At 75.6% G+C, this 18,978-nt stretch carries 15 protein-coding genes and 1 other RNA gene; 8 read left to right on the forward strand and 8 right to left on the reverse strand.

The window, feature by feature from the left end; all coding sequences use genetic code 11:
- Window positions 1–268: 268 nt before the first annotated feature.
- Window positions 269–668, reverse strand: an RNA gene (gene rnpB / locus LC193_RS06485) — RNase P RNA component class A.
- A gap of 75 nt (window positions 669–743) precedes the next feature.
- Between rnpB and yaaA the strand changes: the two genes are divergently transcribed.
- Window positions 744–1,523 carry a peroxide stress protein YaaA gene (yaaA, locus tag LC193_RS06490; RefSeq protein WP_226072448.1) on the forward strand — a complete coding sequence of 260 codons (780 nt, stop codon included), beginning with the start codon at window positions 744–746 and terminating at the stop codon, window positions 1,521–1,523.
- On the opposite strand, the gene LC193_RS06495 is transcribed toward yaaA, so the two are convergent.
- The 3 genes from LC193_RS06495 to LC193_RS06505 are packed head-to-tail and all read right to left on the reverse strand — an operon-like array spanning window position 1,510 to window position 4,276.
- Window positions 1,510–2,673, reverse strand: a complete 1,164-nt coding sequence (locus LC193_RS06495; RefSeq protein ID WP_226072451.1) for a bifunctional RNase H/acid phosphatase — start codon at window positions 2,671–2,673, stop codon at window positions 1,510–1,512. The two genes, yaaA and LC193_RS06495, sit on opposite strands and share 14 nt — an antisense overlap.
- An 11-nt stretch (window positions 2,674–2,684) precedes the next feature.
- Window positions 2,685–3,428, reverse strand: coding sequence for a zinc ribbon domain-containing protein (locus tag LC193_RS06500; RefSeq protein ID WP_226078502.1), 744 nt, complete (start codon window positions 3,426–3,428; stop codon window positions 2,685–2,687).
- Window positions 3,425–4,276 carry a Nif3-like dinuclear metal center hexameric protein gene (locus LC193_RS06505; protein WP_226072453.1) on the reverse strand — a complete coding sequence of 284 codons (852 nt, stop codon included), beginning with the start codon at window positions 4,274–4,276 and terminating at the stop codon, window positions 3,425–3,427. The genes LC193_RS06500 and LC193_RS06505 overlap by 4 nt, the downstream gene beginning before the upstream one ends.
- A gap of 225 nt (window positions 4,277–4,501) precedes the next feature.
- On the opposite strand from LC193_RS06505, the gene LC193_RS06510 reads away from it, so the two are divergent.
- From LC193_RS06510 to LC193_RS06520, 3 genes are all read left to right on the forward strand, one after another.
- A complete protein-coding gene (locus LC193_RS06510) occupies window positions 4,502–5,665 on the forward strand; it encodes a hypothetical protein (protein ID WP_226072455.1) in 1,164 nt (387 codons plus the stop codon).
- 133 nt (window positions 5,666–5,798) lie between these two features.
- Window positions 5,799–6,407 carry a class I SAM-dependent methyltransferase gene (locus LC193_RS06515; protein WP_226078503.1) on the forward strand — a complete coding sequence of 203 codons (609 nt, stop codon included), beginning with the start codon at window positions 5,799–5,801 and terminating at the stop codon, window positions 6,405–6,407.
- A 150-nt stretch (window positions 6,408–6,557) separates the two neighbouring features.
- Complete coding sequence (locus LC193_RS06520) at window positions 6,558–7,406, forward strand: DUF5336 domain-containing protein (RefSeq protein WP_226072458.1); 849 nt, start codon at window positions 6,558–6,560, stop codon at window positions 7,404–7,406.
- A gap of 88 nt (window positions 7,407–7,494) precedes the next feature.
- Here the strand turns inward: LC193_RS06520 and LC193_RS06525 are convergent, their stop codons facing one another.
- From LC193_RS06525 to LC193_RS06535, 3 genes are all read right to left on the reverse strand, one after another.
- Window positions 7,495–8,574 (reverse strand): prenyltransferase/squalene oxidase repeat-containing protein, encoded by a 1,080-nt coding sequence (locus LC193_RS06525; protein WP_226072461.1) that lies wholly within the window; start codon window positions 8,572–8,574, stop codon window positions 7,495–7,497.
- Window positions 8,571–9,296, reverse strand: a complete 726-nt coding sequence (locus tag LC193_RS06530) for a class I SAM-dependent methyltransferase (protein ID WP_086160868.1) — start codon at window positions 9,294–9,296, stop codon at window positions 8,571–8,573. The genes LC193_RS06525 and LC193_RS06530 overlap by 4 nt, the downstream gene beginning before the upstream one ends.
- Before the next feature lie 105 nt (window positions 9,297–9,401).
- Window positions 9,402–10,673, reverse strand: a complete 1,272-nt coding sequence (locus LC193_RS06535; protein ID WP_226072464.1) for a glycosyltransferase family 4 protein — start codon at window positions 10,671–10,673, stop codon at window positions 9,402–9,404.
- A 147-nt stretch (window positions 10,674–10,820) separates the two neighbouring features.
- On the opposite strand from LC193_RS06535, the gene LC193_RS06540 reads away from it, so the two are divergent.
- Together LC193_RS06540 and LC193_RS06545 are read left to right on the forward strand one after the other, a co-directional pair.
- The gene (locus tag LC193_RS06540; RefSeq protein ID WP_226072467.1) at window positions 10,821–11,432 is read left to right on the forward strand and encodes a TetR family transcriptional regulator; all 612 of its coding nucleotides are present in this window, start codon (window positions 10,821–10,823) and stop codon (window positions 11,430–11,432) included.
- Between the two features lie 208 nt (window positions 11,433–11,640).
- Window positions 11,641–12,075 carry a VOC family protein gene (locus LC193_RS06545; protein WP_226072470.1) on the forward strand — a complete coding sequence of 145 codons (435 nt, stop codon included), beginning with the start codon at window positions 11,641–11,643 and terminating at the stop codon, window positions 12,073–12,075.
- Window positions 12,076–12,147: 72 nt separating this feature from the next.
- Here LC193_RS06545 and LC193_RS28930 read toward each other — a convergent pair whose 3' ends face one another.
- On the reverse strand, window positions 12,148–15,507 hold the full coding sequence (locus LC193_RS28930) for an ALF repeat-containing protein (RefSeq protein WP_264086258.1): 3,360 nt from the start codon (window positions 15,505–15,507) through the stop codon (window positions 12,148–12,150).
- Window positions 15,508–15,990: 483 nt separating this feature from the next.
- Here LC193_RS28930 and LC193_RS06560 point away from each other — a divergent pair, with 483 nt between their 5' ends.
- On the forward strand, window positions 15,991–16,506 hold the full coding sequence (locus tag LC193_RS06560; protein WP_226072472.1) for a hypothetical protein: 516 nt from the start codon (window positions 15,991–15,993) through the stop codon (window positions 16,504–16,506).
- 32 nt (window positions 16,507–16,538) lie between these two features.
- Window positions 16,539–18,761, forward strand: coding sequence for a trypsin-like serine protease (locus LC193_RS06565; RefSeq protein WP_226072474.1), 2,223 nt, complete (start codon window positions 16,539–16,541; stop codon window positions 18,759–18,761).
- Window positions 18,762–18,978 lie beyond the last annotated feature (217 nt).

Below are 18,978 nucleotides of genomic sequence, written 5' to 3' on the forward strand. Positions count from 1 at the left end.
CCGCACCGCGCGAACAGCAAACGTGACAACCAGCGCCGAGCCCCCCGCTCCCGCGCCTGTTCACGCTCCGGACGTACGTCCACTTCCTGCCGGAGGCGGGCACACGCGGCATCGCGGCGCCCGGACGGCGGCTTCGCGTGACGAGGAGATTCCGGCGGCCGGGGGAGGCGCCCGGGAGCGGACACCGGCCAGATTCCCCCAGAGACTCCCCGGAAAGGTTTTCGATCATGGAAGAGGACGCTCCGCCGCTGGTCAGCGGGCGGGGCGGCGGACGAGTCGGCCTGTACGCCGGGTTCTGTCTCCCCGGGGCCTCGCGGCCCAGGGGGAGGCGGCCATCCATCTGGGGCCGGTGTCACCACCGGTCTCATGCGGTCCACCCGCGGACTCGGGCGGGCAGCCCTCAGTCGTCCGCGCGGGGCCTCGCGGCCCCATCTTGACCTTGCTCCGGGTGGGGTTTACCGAGCCGCCCAGGTCACCCTGGGCGCTGGTGGTCTCTTACACCACCGTTTCACCCTTACCGGGTGGCCAGCGGCCCCCGGCGGTCTGTTTTCTGTGGCACTTTCCCGTGGGTCACCCCAGGTAGGCGTTACCTACCACCCTGCCCTGTGGAGCCCGGACGTTCCTCGGCGGGGTCGCGAGGACCCCGACGCGACCGCCCGGCCGGCTCGTCCGCCGTGTCCCGCATTCTACGCCCGGCCGGGGGCGGGAGGGGCGGGCGGCCCGGCTGCCGTACGCTGACCTGCGTGTGGGTACTGCTGCCGCCGTCCGAGGGGAAGGCCGAGGGAAGCGCCGGGGCACCGGTGGACCTGGGCGCGCTGTCACTGCCGGGGCTGACCGCCGCGCGGGAACGAATGATCGAGGAGCTGACCGCTCTGTGTTCCGGTGATCCGGAGAAGGCGCGGGAAGTCCTCGGGCTGGGCGAGAGGTTGCGTGGTGAGGTCACGCGCAACGCGGCGCTGCGCTCCGCGCCGGCCGCGCCCGCGGGCGAGATCTACACCGGTGTGCTCTACGACGCGCTCGGGCTCGGTTCGCTGAGCGCGGCCGCCCGGCGCAGGGCGCGGGAGTCGGTGCTGGTGTTCTCCGGCCTGTGGGGGGCGCTGCGGATCACCGACCGCATCCCCGGCTACCGCTGCCCCGCGGGCGTGCGGCTGCCGGGAACGGGCACTCCCGCCGCGTTCTGGCGCGGCCCGCTGGCCGAGGTGCTGCCCGCCGAGGCGGGGCGCGGGCCCGTGCTCGACCTGCGCTCCTCGGCCTACGCGGGCATGTGGCGGCCGGCCGGTGACCTGGGCCGGCGCACGGTCGCCGTGCGGGTGCTCCAGGTCAGGACGGTCGGCGGCGTCGAGAAGCGGTCCGTGGTCAGCCACTTCAACAAGGCGACCAAGGGCAGGCTGCTGCGCGGCCTCCTTGAGGCCGGCCCGCTGCCGCGCACGCCCGAGCGGCTGACCGACGCGTTGCGCGAGCTGGGGTGGCGCGTCGAGGAGAACGCGCCGGGGCGGCTCGACGTGCTGGTCAGCGAGGTGTGAGCGGCAGGTGCCCGGTGTCGTTGAACCGGCGCACACTGGCGTTGCCGTCGGGCCAGTAGGCGATCTCGGACAGCGACGCGGGGCTCAGCTCCATGCGGAACATGGACGCCGACGGCGCGCCGAGGGCAAGCCGCAGCAGCGTCTTGACCGGCGTGACGTGGGTGACGACCAGGACGGTGCTCCCCGCGTTGCGGGCGATGGTCTTGTCGCGGGCGACGGCCACGCGGCGGGCCACCTCGTCGAAGCTCTCGCCACCGCCGGTGGGCCTGGCGTCGGACGAGGCCAGCCAGGCGGCCATGTCGGCCGGGTGGCGTTCCGCGATCTCGGCGAACGTCAGCCCCTCCCAGGCGCCGAAGTCCGTTTCCGTCAGGCCGGGTTCGACGCGGACGTCGAGGCCGAGGCGGGCCGCCGCGATCACGGCCGTCTCGCGGCAGCGGGCCAGCGGTGAGCTGACGACCGCGCGCACGCCGCCCGCGGCGGCGATCGCCTCTGCGGCGGCCTCGGCCTGCGCGCGCCCGGCCGGGGTGAGCGCGGGGTCGTCGCCGCCCGAACCGGAGAAGCGCTTGTGGGCGGTGAGGGCGGTCTCGCCGTGCCGCAGCAGCAGGAACGTGGTCGCGGTGCCGGTGCCCGCGCCCCAGCCGGTCGCGGGCGGCGGCGCGGCCGGCTCCGGTTCCGGCTCCGCCCGCCCCGCGGGCGGGGCGGCGGGCTCCGCTGGCGGCGCGGCGGGCCGCCAGGGCTCGCCGCGCCTGGCGGCGTCCATGGCCTCGTTGGCGAGGCGGTCGGCGTGCTTGTTCCGCTCGCGCGGAATCCACTCGTAGCGCACGGCGCCGGGCGGGAAGACGTCCTTGGCCGCCATGGCGAGGGGCCGCATGTCGGGGTGCTTGATCTTCCAGCGCCCCGACATCTGCTCGACCACGAGCTTGGAGTCCATGCGGACGCGCACGGCGGCCTCGGGGTCCAGCTCGTGCGCGGCCCGCAGGCCGGCGATGAGCCCCCGGTACTCGGCCACGTTGTTCGTCGCGGTGCCGATGGACTCGGCCGTCTCGGCGAGCACCCGGCCGGTCGCGGCGTCGCGCACGACGGCGCCGTAGCCGGCCGGGCCCGGGTTGCCGCGCGAACCGCCGTCGGCCTCGACGATGAACTCCGCCATGCCCCGCCCCGTCACAGTCCGGACTGCGGGGTGCGGACCAGGATGCGGCGGCAGTTCTCGCAGCGCACGACGGCGTCGGGCGCCGCGTCGCGGACCTCGTTCAGCTCGGTGATGTTGAGTTCGAGGCGGCAGCCCTCGCAACGGCGCTGGTAGAGCCGGGCCGCGCCGACGCCGCCCTGCTGCTCGCGCAGCTTGTCGTAGAGCTTCAGCAGCGCGTCGGGAACGGCGGCCACCACCTCGGCGCGTTCGGCGCGGACCGCTTCCGCCTCGGTGTCGATCTCCTGGAGCGCGGCGTCGCGGCGGGCCGCCACCTCCACGCGCTTGGCCTCCATCTCCTCGACGGCGCCGGTCAGTTCCTTGGTGCGGGCCTGGGCCGCCTCGTGGCGTTCCATGATGTCGAGGACGATGGTCTCCAGGTCGTCCTGCCGCCTGGCGAGCGAGGTGATCTCGCTCTGGAGGCTCTCCAGGTCCTTGGGGCTGGTGATCTTCCCCGAGTCGAGGCGCTGCCGGTCCCGGGCGGCGCGCTGCCTGACCTGGTCGACGTCCTGTTCTGCCTTGGTCTGCTCGCGTGCGGTGTCGCTCTCCTCGGTCCGCGCGGCGACGAGCAGGTCGCGCTGCTGCGCCAGCTCGGCTTCCACGGCGCGGATCTCGGCGTGCTCGGGCAGCGTCTCGCGCCGGTGCGCGAGCTGGGTCAGCCTGAGGTCGAGGGCCTGGACGTCGAGCAGGCGGATCTGATCGGCGGGGGCGGCGTTCAGTTGGGGGCTCCTTCGCTCGCGCGCGGGGCGGTGTGGTGGGTGGTCCAGGGGTCGGTGACCAGGCGGGACACGTGGGTGCGCAGGTGCCATCCCGCACGTGCCGAGACGGCGTCGAGCTGTGCCGCCGCCTGGGCGCACCAGGGTGATTCGGTCGCCCAGTGGGCGGCGTCGAGCAGGGCGAGCGGTGCGTGCTCCCTGGCCTCGGACACGGGATGGTGCCGCAGGTCGGCGGTCAGGTAGGCATCGACGCCCGCGGCGCGTACCTCGGCGAACAGACTGTCGCCCGAGCCGCCGCACACGGCCACGGTGCGCACCGGCCGGTCGGGGTCGCCCGCCACCCGCACGCCCTGCGCGGTCGCGGGCAGGCGCTCGGCGGCGAGCGCGGCGAACTCCCGCAGCGCGACCGGCCGCTCCAGCTCGCAGAGGCGGCCGAGGCCGCGGCGCCCGGCCGGGTCGGCGGGATCGGGCACGAGCGGCCCGGTGACGCGCAGGCCGAGGGCGGCGGCCAGCGCGTCGGAGACGCCCGGGTCGGCGCGGTCGGCGTTGGTGTGCGCGACGTACAGCGCGATCCCCTCGCGGATGAGGGTGTGCACGACCCGGCCCTTGAACGTGTCGGCCGCCACGGACGTGGTGCCGCGCAGGTAGAGGGGGTGGTGGGTGACCAGCAGGCCGGCGCCGAGGGCGACCGCCTCGTCGGCCACGGACTGCACCGGGTCGACGGCGAAGAGTACCCGGTCGACGGGGGCCGAGGGGTCCCCGCAGACGGGTCCGACCGCGTCCCACGCCTCGGCCCGCTCGCGGGGCCATAGGCTGTCGAGCGCGGTGATCACGTCGGAGAGTTCGGGCACGGGCCCAGGCTACCTGGCCCCGGGCGCACCGGTTGCTGCCCGGACGGCAGCCGGTCGCGCGCGGCCGGGGGCCGCGGGCGGCGCGGGCCGGGGCGAACGGGCCGCGGGGCGGCCCTGGTTGCCCCGGCGCCCGCGGCGGCGGTCACCGCCCGAGCAGGAGGCCGGGCGGCGCGGGCCGCCCGGCGCACAGGTCGAACGAGCGTCCTCGCTGGAGGTGAGCGACTCATGACGGTCCGACCCGCTTCGCTGCCCGTGCCGTTGACCATCGCGGCCGGAGGGGCCTACGCGGCCCGGCTGATCGCCGGCTACGGCGACGGCGGGTGGTGCCCGGAACGGTGGACGCTGGACGGCCCGGAGCCGTACTCGGTGCGGCTGCCCTCGGCCCGGCCCGAGGAGGCGGACACGCCCATCCAGCCGCTGGCCGACGGCCGGGTCCTGGTCGCCCGTCGCGCGGACGGCCGCTACCACTTCACCCTGCTCTATCCGTCCACGCCCGACACGGGTGAACTGCCGCTGGGCGCCGTGGAGTCGGAACGGCTCACGCTGCTGCCCCCGGCGCCGGGCGGCGAGCGCGTGTACGCGCTCGCGCCGCGCGAGGACGCGACGGCGCTGTGGCTGGTGTGCGGCGGGGCGTTCGGGCCCGAGCTGGTGACGGTGCTCGCCGGGCACTGCGCGGGCGGGGCGTGGCTGGACCGGGAGGGTCGCCTGCTCGCGCTCGACCGGACCGACGACACGGGGTGCACGCGCGCCGTGACGGTGGACGTGGAGCACGGCGGCGAGCCGAACGAGCTGCTGCGGATCGCCGAGGACAGCAACGACCGGCTGCTGCTCGCCGATCCGGACAGCGGCCTGCTGCTGGTGTCCTCCGACGCCCCGGGCACGGAACGCCTCGGGTGGGGCGTGCTCGGGAGCCACCGGCCGGTGCGGTTCCCCGAGGCGCTGCGCCCCGAGGGGGTGCGCGTGACGCCGTTCGCGATGCAGCCGGGGCAGATGCTCCTGCCCGAGCGGTGCGCGGTGGCGCTGCGGATGACGACGAACGTGGCGGACTGGGTCGCGGTGTGGCGTCCGCAGGAGCGGGAGCTGACGCACCTCGCGGCGCCGGAGGGGTGGCTGGCCGGGGCGGGCCTGTGGGGGGCGGACGGGCGGCTGCTGCTGCCGTTCGCGGCGGCGCACACGCCGTGCGGACTGGCCAGGCTGGACGTTCCCGACCCGGAGCCTGAACCGGAACCTGTCTCCGAGCCGGAGCCGGGGCCCCCGGCGGCGCGGGAGCCCGCGCCGGGCGCGACGGGCGGAACGGCCGGGGGCGCGGGGGCGCAGGGCCCCGCCGCGCCGGTCGCGGTGGCCAAGCCGGTGCCGCTCCAGCAGGCGCCGATGGCGCGGGGCGGGTGACCCGCGCCGCTCCCCCGGCCACGCCGCACTCGAACGTATGGTGCAGCATGGAGTGACCCGGGTGACCACAGGGGGACGTGTGGGCGAGGAGATCTTCGCCGTATTCGCCGCATTCGAGGCCGCGAGAGGCTTCATGCCGGCGGACGAGGGCCGCGCGCTGCACGCGGCGGCCGTCGAGGCCGCCGCGACGACGGGCCTGCCGCTGCTCGAAATCGGCACCTACTGCGGCCGTTCGACGCTGCTGCTCGCCGACGCCGCCCGCGCGGCGGGCACGGTGGTGGTCACGGTCGACCACCACAGGGGCAGCGAGGAGCAGCAGCCGGGCCAGGAGTACCACGACGAGGTCCTGGCGGACCCGGACCTCCCGGGGCGCATGGACACACTGCCGCACTTCAGGCGGACGCTCGCGAAGGCCGGGCTGGAGGAGTACGTGGTCGCCGTCGTCGGCCGGTCGCCGCAGGCGGCGTCCGCGCTCGGCGGGGGCGGCGGCGGGCGGTTCGGGCTGGTGTTCATCGACGGCGGGCACACCGACGAGCACGCGAACGCCGACTACGAGAGCTGGGTGCCGCAGCTGGCCGCGGGCGGGCTGCTGGCGATCCATGACGTGTTCCCCGACCCGGCCGCGGGCGGGCAGGCGCCGTACCGCATATGGCGGCGGGCGCTGGCGACCGGCGGGTTCGCCGAGGTCTCCGCGTGCCGTTCGCTGCGCGTGCTGAGACGGACCGGCGCCACGGGGGCGTGACCGGCCGCGCGGCAGGTCACGGCGACATCACAAGCGTGTCGCGTGCGAAACAGTGTCTCCACCCGCCGGGGCCGGGTCACGCTTCATCCGTACGATGGGGCCTCCGGTATCTGACCAGACCATGACGACCAGTACGACGAAGGATCTGACGTGAACAACCGATCGCTCTCCCGAGGCGACGCAGCAGTGATCGGAGCAGCGGTCCTGCTCTTCATCTTCTCTTTCCTCGATTTGCGCACGGTCGACACTGAGTACGGCGACCAGTCCTGGAACGCATGGGACGCGGACTTCTTCCCCGCGCTCCCGTCGATGTTCCTGGCCGGCATCATCGGGGGCGGGCTGATCGCGGCCTCGCGCTTCCTGCCGAACCCGGACCGCGAGTTCCTCGGGCTCAAGCTGAACCAGTGGGGCATCGCGCTGTCGGTCTCCTCGGTCTGGGCCGGGTTCTGGACGCTCATCGGCGGCCCGGACGGAGTGGACTCGGGCATCGGTCTGATCCTCGGTTTCTTCGCCACGCTGCTGCTGGCCGCCGCGGCGGTCGCCACGCCGCTGGTCCCGGCGCTGAAGCTGCCGCTGACCGGCGGCCCCAAGCCCCCGGCCGCGGCGCAGCCGCCGTACGGCGGCGGTCAGCCCGGCTACGGCTACCCGGGTCCCGCCGGCGGGCCGCAGCCGTTCGGCGGCCAGCCGGGCCAGCCCGGCCCCGGTCAGCCGGGCCAGCCGGGTCAGCCCGGCCAGCCGAACGTGGCGCACCAGCCGACGCAGGCCATGCCGACGGCCTCGCCCGCCGGCGCGGCCGACCCGAACTTCCAGCCGTTCTGGTTCGCGGTCCCGGCCACGCGCCCGCTGTACGCCGAGGACGGCTCGCAGACCCCGGTGGCGGAACTCGCCCCCGGCACCTGGTACCTGGCGGTCGAGCAGCGGGGCCAGGCCCTGGTGGCGCAGACCCAGGACGGGCGGCGCGGCGTGCTCCAGGACACCTCGGGCATCCAGCGCGGCTGACCCGCGCGGCGCGTACGACGGCGGTGGCCCCGCCGGGCGGATCTCCTGCCCGGCGGGGCCACCGCCGTTGTGCGGGGCCGCCCGCCGGTCAGGGCGCGGCGCGGCAGCAGTCGGGGGCGAGGCCGCGCGGCAGGCCCTCGCCGCCGAACACGGCGCGGGTCGCCGCGTCGCCGGTGAGGGCCGCCGCGGCGAGCAGCACGGCGCCCGCGGTCCACGCGGTGCGCTCCTGCGGCCACACGGCGTCGTCGGCGTAGACGTACCCGGTCCAGTACAGCCCGTCGGCGGCGCGCAGGTGGCTCATCGAGCGCAGCACCTCGACGGCGCGGCCCTCCCGGCCCGCGGCCCACAGCGCGAGGGCGAGTTCCGCCGTCTCGCCGCCGGTGACCCAGGGGTGGTCGGAGACGCAGCGCACGCCGAGCCCCGGCACGACGAAGTCGTCCCAGTGCCGGTCGAGGCGTTCGGCCGCGGCGGGGCCGCGCACGGCTCCGGCCAGCACGGGGTAGTACCAGTCCATCGAGTAGCGGGACTTGTCGAGGAAACGCTCCGGGTGGGCGCGCACGGCGTGCCCGAGCCGTCCTGCGGCCAGTTCCCAGTCGGGCCGGTGGGCGCCTTCGAGGCCGGCGAGCGCCAGGGCGCAGCGCAGGGCGTGGTGGCCGGACGCCGAGCCGGTCAGGAGCGCGTCGGGCACGGCGGCGCCGTCGGGGTCGCGGCGCCAGCCGAGTTGCCCGCCGTCCTGCTGGAGGGCGAGGACGAACTCGGTCGCGGCGTGCACGACGGGCCACATCCGCCGCCTGAAGTGCTCGTCCCCGGTGGAGAGGTAGTGGTGGAGCACGCCGACGGCCGGGTAGGCGCAGAAGTTGCTCTCCCTGGCCAGGTCGGTGGGGCGGGCGGCGTCGCCGTCGGCGTAGGCGGCGTACCAGGAGCCGTCGGGCCGCTGGTTGCGGGCGAGCCAGTCGTAGGCGGCGGCGGCGCGTTCGTGCTCGCCCGCGGTGTCCAGGGCCATGGCGGCCTCGACGTGGTCCCACGGGTCGAGGTGGTGGCCGCGGAACCACGGTATGGCGCCGTCGGGGCGCTGGACGGCGGCGATGCCCGCGGCGGTGGCGGCGGCCTCGGCGGCGGTGAGGACGCCGGGCAGGGCCAGGCGCGCGGTGCGTTCCGCGCCCGTCACGCGGCGGCCGGGTGGGGCTTGGTGGCGTAGGCGACGAAGCTCTTGCCGAGCAGCGGGTCGAGGGCGCGTTCGGCGGCGCGGGTGACCACGGGCCGCTTCATCAGGTCCCAGACGAGCAGTTTGTGGTAGGCGCGCACCGGCCAGGCGGTGTCGTTGTCGACGCCGACGGCGCACTTGAGCCACCAGTAGGGGGCGTGCAGGGCGTGCGCGTGGTGGGTTCCGTAGGGGCGCAGGCCGGCCTCGCGCAGCCGCGCGAGCAGCTGGTGGGCGCGGTAGATGCGGATGTGGCCGCCCTCGACCTCGTGGTAGGCGTCGGAGAGCGCCCAGCAGACGCGTTCGGGACCGTACCTGGGCACGGTGACGGCGATGCGCCCGCCGGGGCGCAGCACGCGGACGGCCTCGGCGAGCAGGCCCTTGTCGTCGGGCACGTGCTCCATGATCTCGGAGACGATGAGGGCGTCGAAGGTGTGGTCGGGGAAGGGCAGCGCGAGGGCGTCGCCCTCGACGGCCGCCGCGGTGGCCGCCGCGGGGGCCTCGCCGGCCTCGCGCATGGCGGCCAACCAGCCGGCGGTGGTGCGGACGTCCTCGCGGCTGCGGTCCAGCGCGACGACGTGGGCGCCGCGCCGGTAGCACTCGAACGCGTGCCGTCCCGCGCCGCAGCCCAGATCGAGAACGCGGTCCCCCGGTGCCAGGGGGAAGCGGGTGAAGTCCACGGTGAGCACGCGGTCAGCTCCTTGGTGCGGTCGGCCGGCGGCGGGCGTCCGGCTGCGGTGGGGGCGGTCGTTCGTGGGGGCGGTGGGGGCGGTGGTCGTCCGGCCGGGAGGCGTTCAGCGCCGTGGGCCCGCGAGGGCGGCCCGGTAGTGGCCGGCGGTGGCGCGGGCGGCGTGTTCCCAGGTGAAACGGCCGAGCACGCGCTCGCGCCCCGCGGCGGCGACGCGTTCGCGCAGCGCGTCGTCGGCCAGGAGGCGGCCGAGGGCGGCGGCGAGCGCGCCCGCGTCGGCGGGCGGTACGGCCAGGCAGGTCTCGCCGTCGGGGCCCGCGACCTCGGGGATGGCGCCGCCCGTGGTGGCGACCAGGGCGGTGCCCGCGGCCATGGCCTCGGCGGCGGGCAGGCAGAAGCCCTCGTAGAGGGAGGGGACGCAGGCGATCTGGGCGCCGCGCACGAGGTCGGCGAGTTCGGCGTCGCTGATGCCCTTGACGAACTCGACGGCGTGGCCGAGGCCGAAGCGTTCCAGCGCGTCGGCGACGGGACCGCGGGCCGGCCTGGTGCCGACGACGACGAGGTGGGCGCCCGGGTGTTCCGTGCGCAGCTTGGCCAGCGCCTCGACGAGGTGGACGAGCCCCTTGAGCGGAACGTCGGCGCTCGACGTGGTCACGATGCGGCCGGGCACGCGGGGCACGGCGGGATCGGGGTGGAAGACGCGGGTGTCGGCGCCGATGGGCACGACGTGCACGCGGCCGGGCGGGACCGCGAAGTCGTCGATGATCTCGCGGCGCGAGGCGCCCGAGACGGTGAGCACGGTAGGCAGGCGGCGGGCGACGCGTTTCTGCATGCGGGTGAAGCCGTACCAGCGGCGCAGGGACAGCCGGCGGGCGCGGGTCGGCGCGGCGGCGAGTTCGAGGCGCCGGTCCACGGTGACGGGGTGGTGGACGGTGGTGACCAGCGGCAGGCCGAGCCCGGGGATGCCGAGCAGGCCCCAGCCGAGTGTCTGGTTGTCGTGCACGAGGTCGAACGAGGCGCGGCGCTCGGCGAGTTCGCGCCGGGCACGCAGGGAGAACGTGAGGGGTTCGGGGAAGCCGCCGGTGCGCATCGTGGCGAACTCCAGCACGTCGATCCAGTCCCTGAACTCGCCGCGGGCGGGCGTGCGGAACGGGTCGGGCTCGCGGTAGAGGTCGAGGCTGGGCAGCTCGGTGAGCCGGACGCCCTCGTCGAGGACGGGGTAGGGCTGGGCGCCGATGACCTCGACGTGGTGGCCGAGGCGGGCGAGTTCGCGCGAGAGGTGGCGGACGTACACGCCCTGGCCGCCGCAGAACGGGTCCCCGCGATAGCTCAGCAGCGCGATCCGCAACGGGCGTTCCTCCCCGGCGTCGGCTGGCACGCGCGCCCCCTCCCTGCTGTTACTCGCGAGTATGACGATAACGCGGGCCCGCGCGACGGGAATGCCCCGAGTCAGGTGATTATCACCACGGCATCGCCGTGAGTAAACTGCAACCCGTTTCAGCGTCAGGCTCCTAAGGCGGCCCGCATGCCTCCGCGCCCCGTGTCCGCCGCCCCCGCGAGGACCGAGCGGCAGCGGGCGCGCAGGCGGCGGATCCTGGACGCGGCCACCGCGCTCGCGGCCGAGGGCGGCTTCGAGGCCGTGCAGATGCGGGAGGTCGCCGAGACCGCCCAGGTCGCGCTCGGCACCCTGTACCGCTACTTCCCCTCCAAGATCCACCTGCTGCTCGCGGTCCTCCAGGACCAGCTCGGGCGGTTGCGCGACACGTTGCGCGAACGGCCGCTGCCGGAACGGGAGCCCGCGCGGCGGTTGGCGCACGCGCTGGAGCGCGCGTTCCGTTCGCACCGGCGCGAGCCGCGCCTGGCCGAGGCGATGATGCGGGCGCTCCAGTTCGCCGACGCGTCGGCGAAGACGGAGGTGGGCGCGGTCTCCCGGCTGACGACGGAACTGCTGCTCGACGCCTCGGGGCTGCCGGAGTCCGAGGTGGCCGCCCACCTCAGCGCGATCCGCGTCATCCGGCACACCTGGCACGCCACCCTGTTGCAGTGGCTCTCCGGCACCATCACGCTGGCCGAGGCCCGCACGGATGTGGAAACGGCGTGCCGGCTGGTGGGCGGGCCGCCGCCCCCGCCGCGCTGACGCGGGTACCGGAGGAAGCGGCCGGGTGCTCCGGTACGCGGTACCTGCATCGGCCTCGGTGCCGGTACGGGCGTTGAGTACTCGGTATGCGGGAGTAGGACCAGCGCCCGATGGCGGGCGGCCTCGTGATCCCTAGGCTCGTGATCACAGATCCCGCGGACACGGCCGCGGTGCGCGCCCGTTCCGTTCTCCTCCAGGAGGTGGCCTCATGCCGGCTGACGCCGCAGCACACATCCGCGTGGCGCGGCCCTCACGCGACCTCCGAGCGGCGGAGGAATTCTGGGTCTCCGGCCTCGGCCTCGACATCGTGTACCGGCACGCGTCGGACGGGACTCCGGGCAGCGCCTCACTTCTGATGGTCGGGTGGCCCGGTGCCGGCTGGCACCTGGAACTCGTGCACGACCCCGCCGCCCCCGTGGAACCGCGGCCGACCGTCGAGGACCTGCTGGTCGTCTACCTCGACGGACCCGTGCCCGACGCCCTGGTGGAGCGGTTGGAGCGGCACGGCGGAAAGCGCGTGCCGGCGCACAACCCGTATTGGGACACCTGGGGCGTGACCGTCCAGGACCCCGACGGCTATCTGCTGGTGCTGTCCACCCGTTCCTGGTCCAACTCGGGAGGCGAGGCTCGTGTGCGGGCCTGACCGCGCGTTGAGGACGGCGCCGGGGCGGTGACGTCGCCGCCGGAGGCGATGCCGCGCCCGGGCGGGCGGGTCTCAGCCGAGGAGGCCGCCGACGATGGGGACGCTGCCGAGGAGGGACTGGGTGACGGTCGAGGCGACCCTGCTGATGCCGCGCCAGTTGCGGCCGAGCGCGGTGAGGGCACTGCCCTGGCCCCAGGTGACGATACCGATCATGGCCCAGCCGGCGGCCTTCGCGAACTCGAAGCTGGTAAAGCCCTGGTCCATGCCGACGAAGACGGCGCTGGCTGCGCCGGCCAGGGCCGAGATCCCGCCCGTGATGATCGCCGTCATCCCGAGGATCGGGGCGCCGACGCCGGTGGGGGAGGTGAGCAGGGCCCCGAGGGTGGCGCCGAGGGAGATGATGCCGAAGGTGTTGCTGATGAGGCTGGTGGTCTCGGCCCACCAGGCGGGGTCCTTCCAGCCGTTGTCGTTGTCGTTGTCGTCGATGTCGTCGTGGTCGGGGTGGTCGGAGGGGTCGGTGCCGTTCTCGCGCTGGCGCCTCGCCTCCTCCTCCGCTCGCTGTGCCGCCGCCGCCATCTCGGCGTGGCGCATGCGCGCGGCGATGCGGCGGGCCTGGCTGGCGGCGGTCGCCGCCTCCCGCGCGGCCTGACCCGCGTCGAGGGCGGACTGGCGGGCGCTGTTCGCCGATGCCTGGGCGTTGTAGGCGTGGCGGAGGGCGGTGCGGGCGGAGGCCATCGCGCTGTTCGCCGAGAAGTTCGCCCGGCGGGCCGCGCGCTGCGCGGTGCGCGCCGCCGCGGCGGCCCGCTGGGCGGACTCCCGGGCGGCGGCGGCTGACCGGTCCGCGGCGTCGGCGTGCTCGCGCGCCTCGGCGGCGTGGCCGGCGGCCCGTTCCGCCGAGGCCCTGGCCCTCGACGCCCACTCCGCGGCCTCCTCCGCCGCCTCACGCGCCTGCGCCGCGGCCTCCTGGGCGCGCGCCGCGTCCTCCTGGGCCTTCTCGGCGATCTTCGCCGCGGCGGCGATCGCTCCGGCGATGGCCTCGCGGTGGGTGGCGAAGTCGTGGTCGAGCCGCGCGGTCGCGTACCTCACCTTGGCGACGAAGTTCCGGCGCATCCACGGGGTGCCGGCCATGGCGGCCTCGGCGTAGGCCCGGGTGTAGGGGCCGCCGCCGCTGATCAGGCTCGCGGTGAGGACGCCGTCGTCCTCCACGAGCGCCTCGGGGTAGGTGACGTCGAAGAAGTGCTGGAGCGCCCGGGGGCTGCCGTCCGCGAGCGCGGCCTCGGCCGCGGCCCGCACGGCGCTGCCCGGGTCGTCGGTGAGGACGCGGAAGAGGGTGACGCGCAGGTCGTCCGCGGCGGCCTCGGTCGCCCCGCCGGTGAGGAAGTCGTGCGTGGCCTGGATGTCGTCGCTCTCCAGGACCAGTCGCGCGGCCGCCGCGACGGCCGGTGTGGACACCTCGGCGAGGTAGAGGGCGGTCTCCCGGTCGTCCTGGTGCTGTGCGGCGACCCGGTCGACCTCAAGCCAGCCGTGGACGTCGGCGTCCGTGCCGGCGAGGGCGAACTGCGCGGCCTGCTGCGTCCAGCCGCCCGTGGAGTCGAGGAGGCCGACGGCTGCCTGCCGCCCGAGCGTGGCCGCGAGCGACGGGTTGTCGTCGGCCAGGGCCTGCTCGGCCCGGTCGATCAGGTCCTTGACCTCCTGGGAGATCTGCTCCTCCTGCGTGCGCCTGCCCTCGGTCGCGCGGCGCCTGTCCTCCTCCTCCTGGCGCAGCAGGGCGGCGTCGGCCAGGCCCTGGAGCCGGTCTTCCTCCAGGCTCGCGAGCTCCGCGTCCCTGGCGTCCTCCGCCACCGCGATGGCCTCCTGAACGGCCTCGGTCGCGGTGTTGGCGGCGTCGGTGGCCGCGTTGGCGTGGGCGGTGGACCTGTTGGCGTAGTCGACGGCCTCGCCCGCGTGCTCGGCCGCCTCCTCCGCGGCGTCCGCCGCGTTCTCGGCGTGCTCGGCCGCGGAGTTGGCGGCGTCGCGGGCGGCGCGGGCGGCGGTCGCCGCGCGGTTGGCCAGCGTCTGGGCGCGGGAGGCCGCGTTGGTGGCGCGGTTCGCGGCACTGTTGGCGATGGACGCCTGCCGGCGGGCCTCGGCCGCCTCGCTCCGCGCCACACCGGCGGCCTCGGCCGCGTCGGCGCTGGCGCCGGCGGCAGCGGCGGCGTTGCGGGCCGCGGAGGCGGCGGCCGAGCCCGCTCCCGCGGCGGCGGAGGATGCGCGGGCGGCCTGATCGGCGGCCTGTGCCGCGGTCCTGGCGCGGGAGGCGGCGTTGCGGGCGGCGACCGCGGCATCCCTGGCGGCGCCCGCGCGGGAGGCGTCCTTGGAGGCCGCGATCGCGGAGACGTAGGCGCGCGAGGCGGCGCTTCCGGCCCGTGCGGCGGCCTGGGAGGCCGCGGCGGCGGCGCTGGCCGCGCGCCGGGAGGCGGTCACAGCGGCGCGCGAGGCGCTGATGGCGTTGCGCGCCGCGTCGGCCGCGCCCCTGGCGGCGTCGGCCGCCTTGCGGGCGGCGGCGCCCGCCCTGATCACGTCGTTCCGGGCCGCTTCGGCCTCGGCCGCGGCGCGCTGCGCGGCCTCCTTGGCCTTCTCGGCGGCGGCCTGGGCGCGGGCGGACGCCTCGACGGCGAAGTCGGTCTCCGACTCGGCGCGCCTGCCCTCGCGTTCGACCACGGCGACGAGTTCCTCGATCGTGGAGGACTCCTGGTCGCGTGCCCGCGCGATGTGCTGGCCGGTCTCAAGGAACCACTCCAGGTCCTCGGCGGTGCCGTCCAGGGCGCGCTCGGCGTAGAGGCGCACCTGCGGGCCCGCGTTGACCAGCAGGCCGACCGCCTCGACCCGCATGTCCTCCACGCGGGCGGTGTGCTGCTCGTCGAGCAGGAACGCCTCGAAGGCCTCGTCCGTGCCGAGTTCGAGGGCCGCCGCGCCCGCCCGCTGGAGCGCCGCGCCGCCGTTGTGCATCACCGTGGCGGTGGCCACGCGCTTGTCCTCGGTGACGGCCGGCTCATAGCCCCCGTCGAGGAACGCCGCGATGGCCGCGTCGCCGCCGTTCAGCGCGGCGGTCGCCTCCCGGCGCAGCCCACTTCCGGCGAGGGGCAGGCGGCTGACGATGGCGACCCGGTTGTCCTCGGCGGTCACTGCGGGCAGTTGGTCGGTGAGGAAGCGGGCAATGTCGGCGTCCGTACCGCTGAGTGCGTGCGCGGCCGCCACCTTCGTGGCTTTGCCCCCCGTCAGCCACGCCTTCACCGCCCTTCCCCGTTCGGTGTCCGCGAAGGCGAACGGGTCGGGCGCGGCCTCGTCCGCGGCGCGGGCGGTCCGCGGCAGGGCGACGGGTAACGCGGTGGCGGCGGTCGCGGCAGCCAGGGCTCCGAGGAGACGGCGCCGGCTCCAGAACATCGTCTGCATCGAAAAGTACTCCTTCACAACGGCCAGGGATGCGGCCGGTACCGGCGTTTTCGCAGGTGAGCGAGGGGGAGGCACGGGGCGGTGCGGATGACGGCCGCGCTGAACGGGAGGTGGCGGCGCCGTGAACGACAGGTCCTTGCCATGCGCGAGTGAGTCAGCGTACGGCCTTCTTCACGAGGCGTCCATGGTGTGTGCACGCAGTTGTCGCGGCCGTCGAGCGGCGCGCGAGGTCGGCGCGCGTTTGCGAAGGCGTGTGACCTCCGTCACGCGGCGCGCGGCCTTCTGCGCCGCGGAGCCGGGTGGTAGCAATACCCATCGGTCCGATTGCCGGAGGAAGGCGGCCGGGCCGCGACGGGGGGAGTCGGCAGCTCGTGCGGGGCGCCGGACGTCATGCCTGCCCGCCCTCGCCTCTCTTCTCGGGCGCGCACCCGCGCACGTTCGCAAGAGATCACCATCTCGCCGACACCAGGGAGTGAGACACCCATGAGGTTGATACCCCGCCCGCTGGCCACCGCCGCCGCGGCCGTCCTCGCGGTGCTGGCCGTCAGCGCGGTCGGTGCCCCCGGTTCCGCGGGCGCGTCGGCGGCCGGCGCGGCCACCGACGCCGCCGCGGTCGCCGAGGGCAGCCCGGCGTACGCGGTGGAGGACTTCGCGTACCCGCGGGCCGACGAGATCCTGGCCGAGCACGACATCCTGCTCAAGCGCGGCAACGGGCACATCACGCTCGCCGAGTGCGGCCAGGACGGGCTGCTGGAGGTCTGGGCCCGCAGCAGGGACCGGGTCTGCTTCGAGGCCACCGGAACCGACGGCTACCTGAGCCTGGAACTGCCGTCGGTGTACGCGATCAGGGGCAACGACTACAGCACCACCGCGAACATGACCGTCGACGGCGAGGAGAAGTCCTTCGACGTCGCCGAGAACAGCTGGACACCCGTCGGGGAGAGCGCCGACCCGGAGGGACGCGAGCACCTGCTCGTCGAGCTGGTCACCTCCCGCTGAGGCCCCCCATCCCTTCTCCCCGAGGACTCGTCATGAAGCGGCCCGCAAGATCGTTACGAGCACGACTGGCCCTGCTGACCGCAGCGTGTGTCGCTGCCCCGCTCGCGGTGACCGCGGCGCCCGCGCAGGCCGTCGTCGGCACCCCCGACACCTCAGGCACCTCCTACACCCACACCGCCCGCATCGACATCGGCGACGGACTGCGCGGCTGCTCGGGCACGCTCGTCCACCCCGAATGGCTGCTCACCGCGGCCAGTTGCTTCGCCGATGACCCGGCGACGAGCCTGGCCGTGCCGGCCGGCAGCCCGGCGCTGACCACCGTCGCCACCATCGGCCGCACCGACCTGCTCACCCAGACCGGCGAGGTGCGCACGGTCGTCGAACTCGTGCCCCGCACCGACCGCGACGTGGTGCTCGCCCGGCTGGCCAGGCCGGTCACGAACATCGCCCCCGTGGCCATCAGTGCCACGCCGCCCGCCGTGGGGGAGGAACTGCGGGTCGCCGGCTACGGGCGCACCGCGGAGGAGTGGTCCCCGGAGAAGCTCCACGTCGGCACGTTCACCGTCGACTCGGTGTCCGGCGCGGACGTGGGCATCTCGGGGAACGGGGAAGCGGCCGTGTGCATGGGCGACACCGGCGGCCCCGCGCTCCGCCCGACCGGCGCCGGCGCCGAGCTCGTCGCCCTGCACAGCCGCTCCCACCAGGTCGGCTGCTACGGCGTGGACGCGCCCGAGGGCACCGAGAACACCGCGATCGACACCCGCGTCGACGACCTGCGCGCGTGGGTCGGCAGCACGGTGAACACGACCCGGATCACCGACTTCAACTGCGACGGCGTCGAGGACGTCGCGATCGCCGATCCCGAGGCCACGGTGGGCGCCCACGCCAACGCCGGCGTCGTGCGCGTCGTCCACGGCGGCGGCAGGGGCACCGCCGAGCTCACCCAGGACCTGGAGTCCGTGCCGGGCGGCGCGGAGGCGAACGACAGGTTCGGCCAGACGCTCGCCGCCTTCGACCACAACGAGGACGGCTGCACCGACCTCGTCGTCGGCGTTCCGTACGAGAACCTCGGCAGCGCCGTGGACGCCGGCATGGTCAGCGTCCTCTACGGCGCCCCCGGGGGCCTGGCGACGGGGCAGCCCGCGCTCAACCACGAGCAGGGAGCGGGCACGGGCGGCATGGCCGCGACCGTGTCCGAGACGGGGGACCGGATGGGCGCCGCGCTGGCCGCGGGGCACACCACCGCGGGCGAGCCCTATCTGCTGATCGGCGTGCCGGGCGAGGACATCGAGTTCTCGGGCGGCACCGACGTCGACGCCGGCTCGGTCTTCTACCTGCGGGGCGCGGTCAACCTGGCGATCAACCAGTCCTCGGCCGGGTTGGGCGGGGACCCGGAGAACGGCGACGACTTCGGTGCCACCCTCGCCGCCAGCCCGCAGCACCTCGCGATCGGCGTGCCGGGCGAGGGCGCCGGCGCCCACGCCGACGCGGGCGGCGTGCACGTGCTGACCCACGCGCTGAACGCGGCCGGCGTTCCCGCGGAGATCGGGGTCGTCAACCAGGGCCTGGACTGGGTCGGAGGGGCCGCGGAGGCCGGCGACCGGTTCGCCGACGCCCTCGCGGCGGCCCCCTACCGGCCGGCCGGCTCGGCCGCGGCGACCGACTCGTTCTTCTTCGTGGGCGTGCCGGGCGAGGACACCACGGTGGGCGGTACGAACCGCGCGGACGCCGGAGGGGTCTACAACTTCCGGGTGACCGCGGGCGGCGCCATCACCGAGCACAGCGCCATCTGGCAGGGCGCGGACGGCGTGACCGGTGCTCAGGAGAACGGCGACCGCTTCGGCGCGGCACTCGCCGCGGCGAACCTCAGGCCGTCGGAGGTGACCGGCGCGTCGGACCTCGTGGTCGCGGTCGGCACCGCGGGCGAGGACATCGGCGGGGTCGTTGACGCGGGCGCGATCCAGACGTTCGCCCCCCTCGGGGTGATCGGCGACACCGACGTCTGGGTCGAGCCCGGCCTCGCCGGGCTGCCCGGCGGCCCGGGCGCGGGGCAGCAGGTGGGCAAGAACATCCACGCCACCGGCCGGCACCTGTACGTCGGCATGCCCTACGGCCCCGCGCCCTTCGGCGCCATGCACGCGGTGCCCTGGGCCAACGCCCGCGGCGGGCCCGAGCCCTCGCCCGTGACGACGCATCAGCCCGGCCAGGGCGGGCTGCCCGCCGTGGGCGTGCGGTTCGGCTGGGCCATGCAATGACCCACGGCCGCCCGACCGCGCCGGGCCGGGGCGGTCGGGCGGCGCCGGTCGGCGGGTGAGGAGGCCGCGGGCGGCGTGGTCGGCCATCAGCGCCCCGGTGCCGAACTCCCGCGGCCTCGTGGCCGGCGCCGATCGCGGAGAGCGCCCGGGCCCTGGTGGATTCCGACGTCCGGGCCTCCGCCGACCTCCCGGTGCCGCGACCGCAGTTCCGCCGCGA

The sequence above is a fragment of the Streptomyces marincola genome, from assembly GCF_020410765.1.
GTDB classification, from domain to species: Bacteria; Actinomycetota; Actinomycetes; order Streptomycetales; family Streptomycetaceae; genus Streptomyces; species Streptomyces marincola.

Bases quoted from the DNA above. Each gene is read 5' to 3' on its own strand.
- LC193_RS06495 (WP_226072451.1), bottom strand. From the start codon at position 2,673: ATGGCGGAGTTCATCGTCGAGGCCGACGGCGGTTCGCGCGGCAACCCG.
- LC193_RS06510 (WP_226072455.1), top strand. From the start codon at position 4,502: ATGACGGTCCGACCCGCTTCGCTGCCCGTGCCGTTGACCATCGCGGCC.
- LC193_RS06515 (WP_226078503.1), top strand. From the start codon at position 5,799: ATGCCGGCGGACGAGGGCCGCGCGCTGCACGCGGCGGCCGTCGAGGCC.
- LC193_RS06540 (WP_226072467.1), top strand. From the start codon at position 10,821: ATGCCTCCGCGCCCCGTGTCCGCCGCCCCCGCGAGGACCGAGCGGCAG.
- LC193_RS06545 (WP_226072470.1), top strand. From the start codon at position 11,641: ATGCCGGCTGACGCCGCAGCACACATCCGCGTGGCGCGGCCCTCACGC.
- LC193_RS28930 (WP_264086258.1), bottom strand. From the start codon at position 15,507: ATGCAGACGATGTTCTGGAGCCGGCGCCGTCTCCTCGGAGCCCTGGCT.
- LC193_RS06560 (WP_226072472.1), top strand. From the start codon at position 15,991: ATGAGGTTGATACCCCGCCCGCTGGCCACCGCCGCCGCGGCCGTCCTC.
- LC193_RS06565 (WP_226072474.1), top strand. From the start codon at position 16,539: ATGAAGCGGCCCGCAAGATCGTTACGAGCACGACTGGCCCTGCTGACC.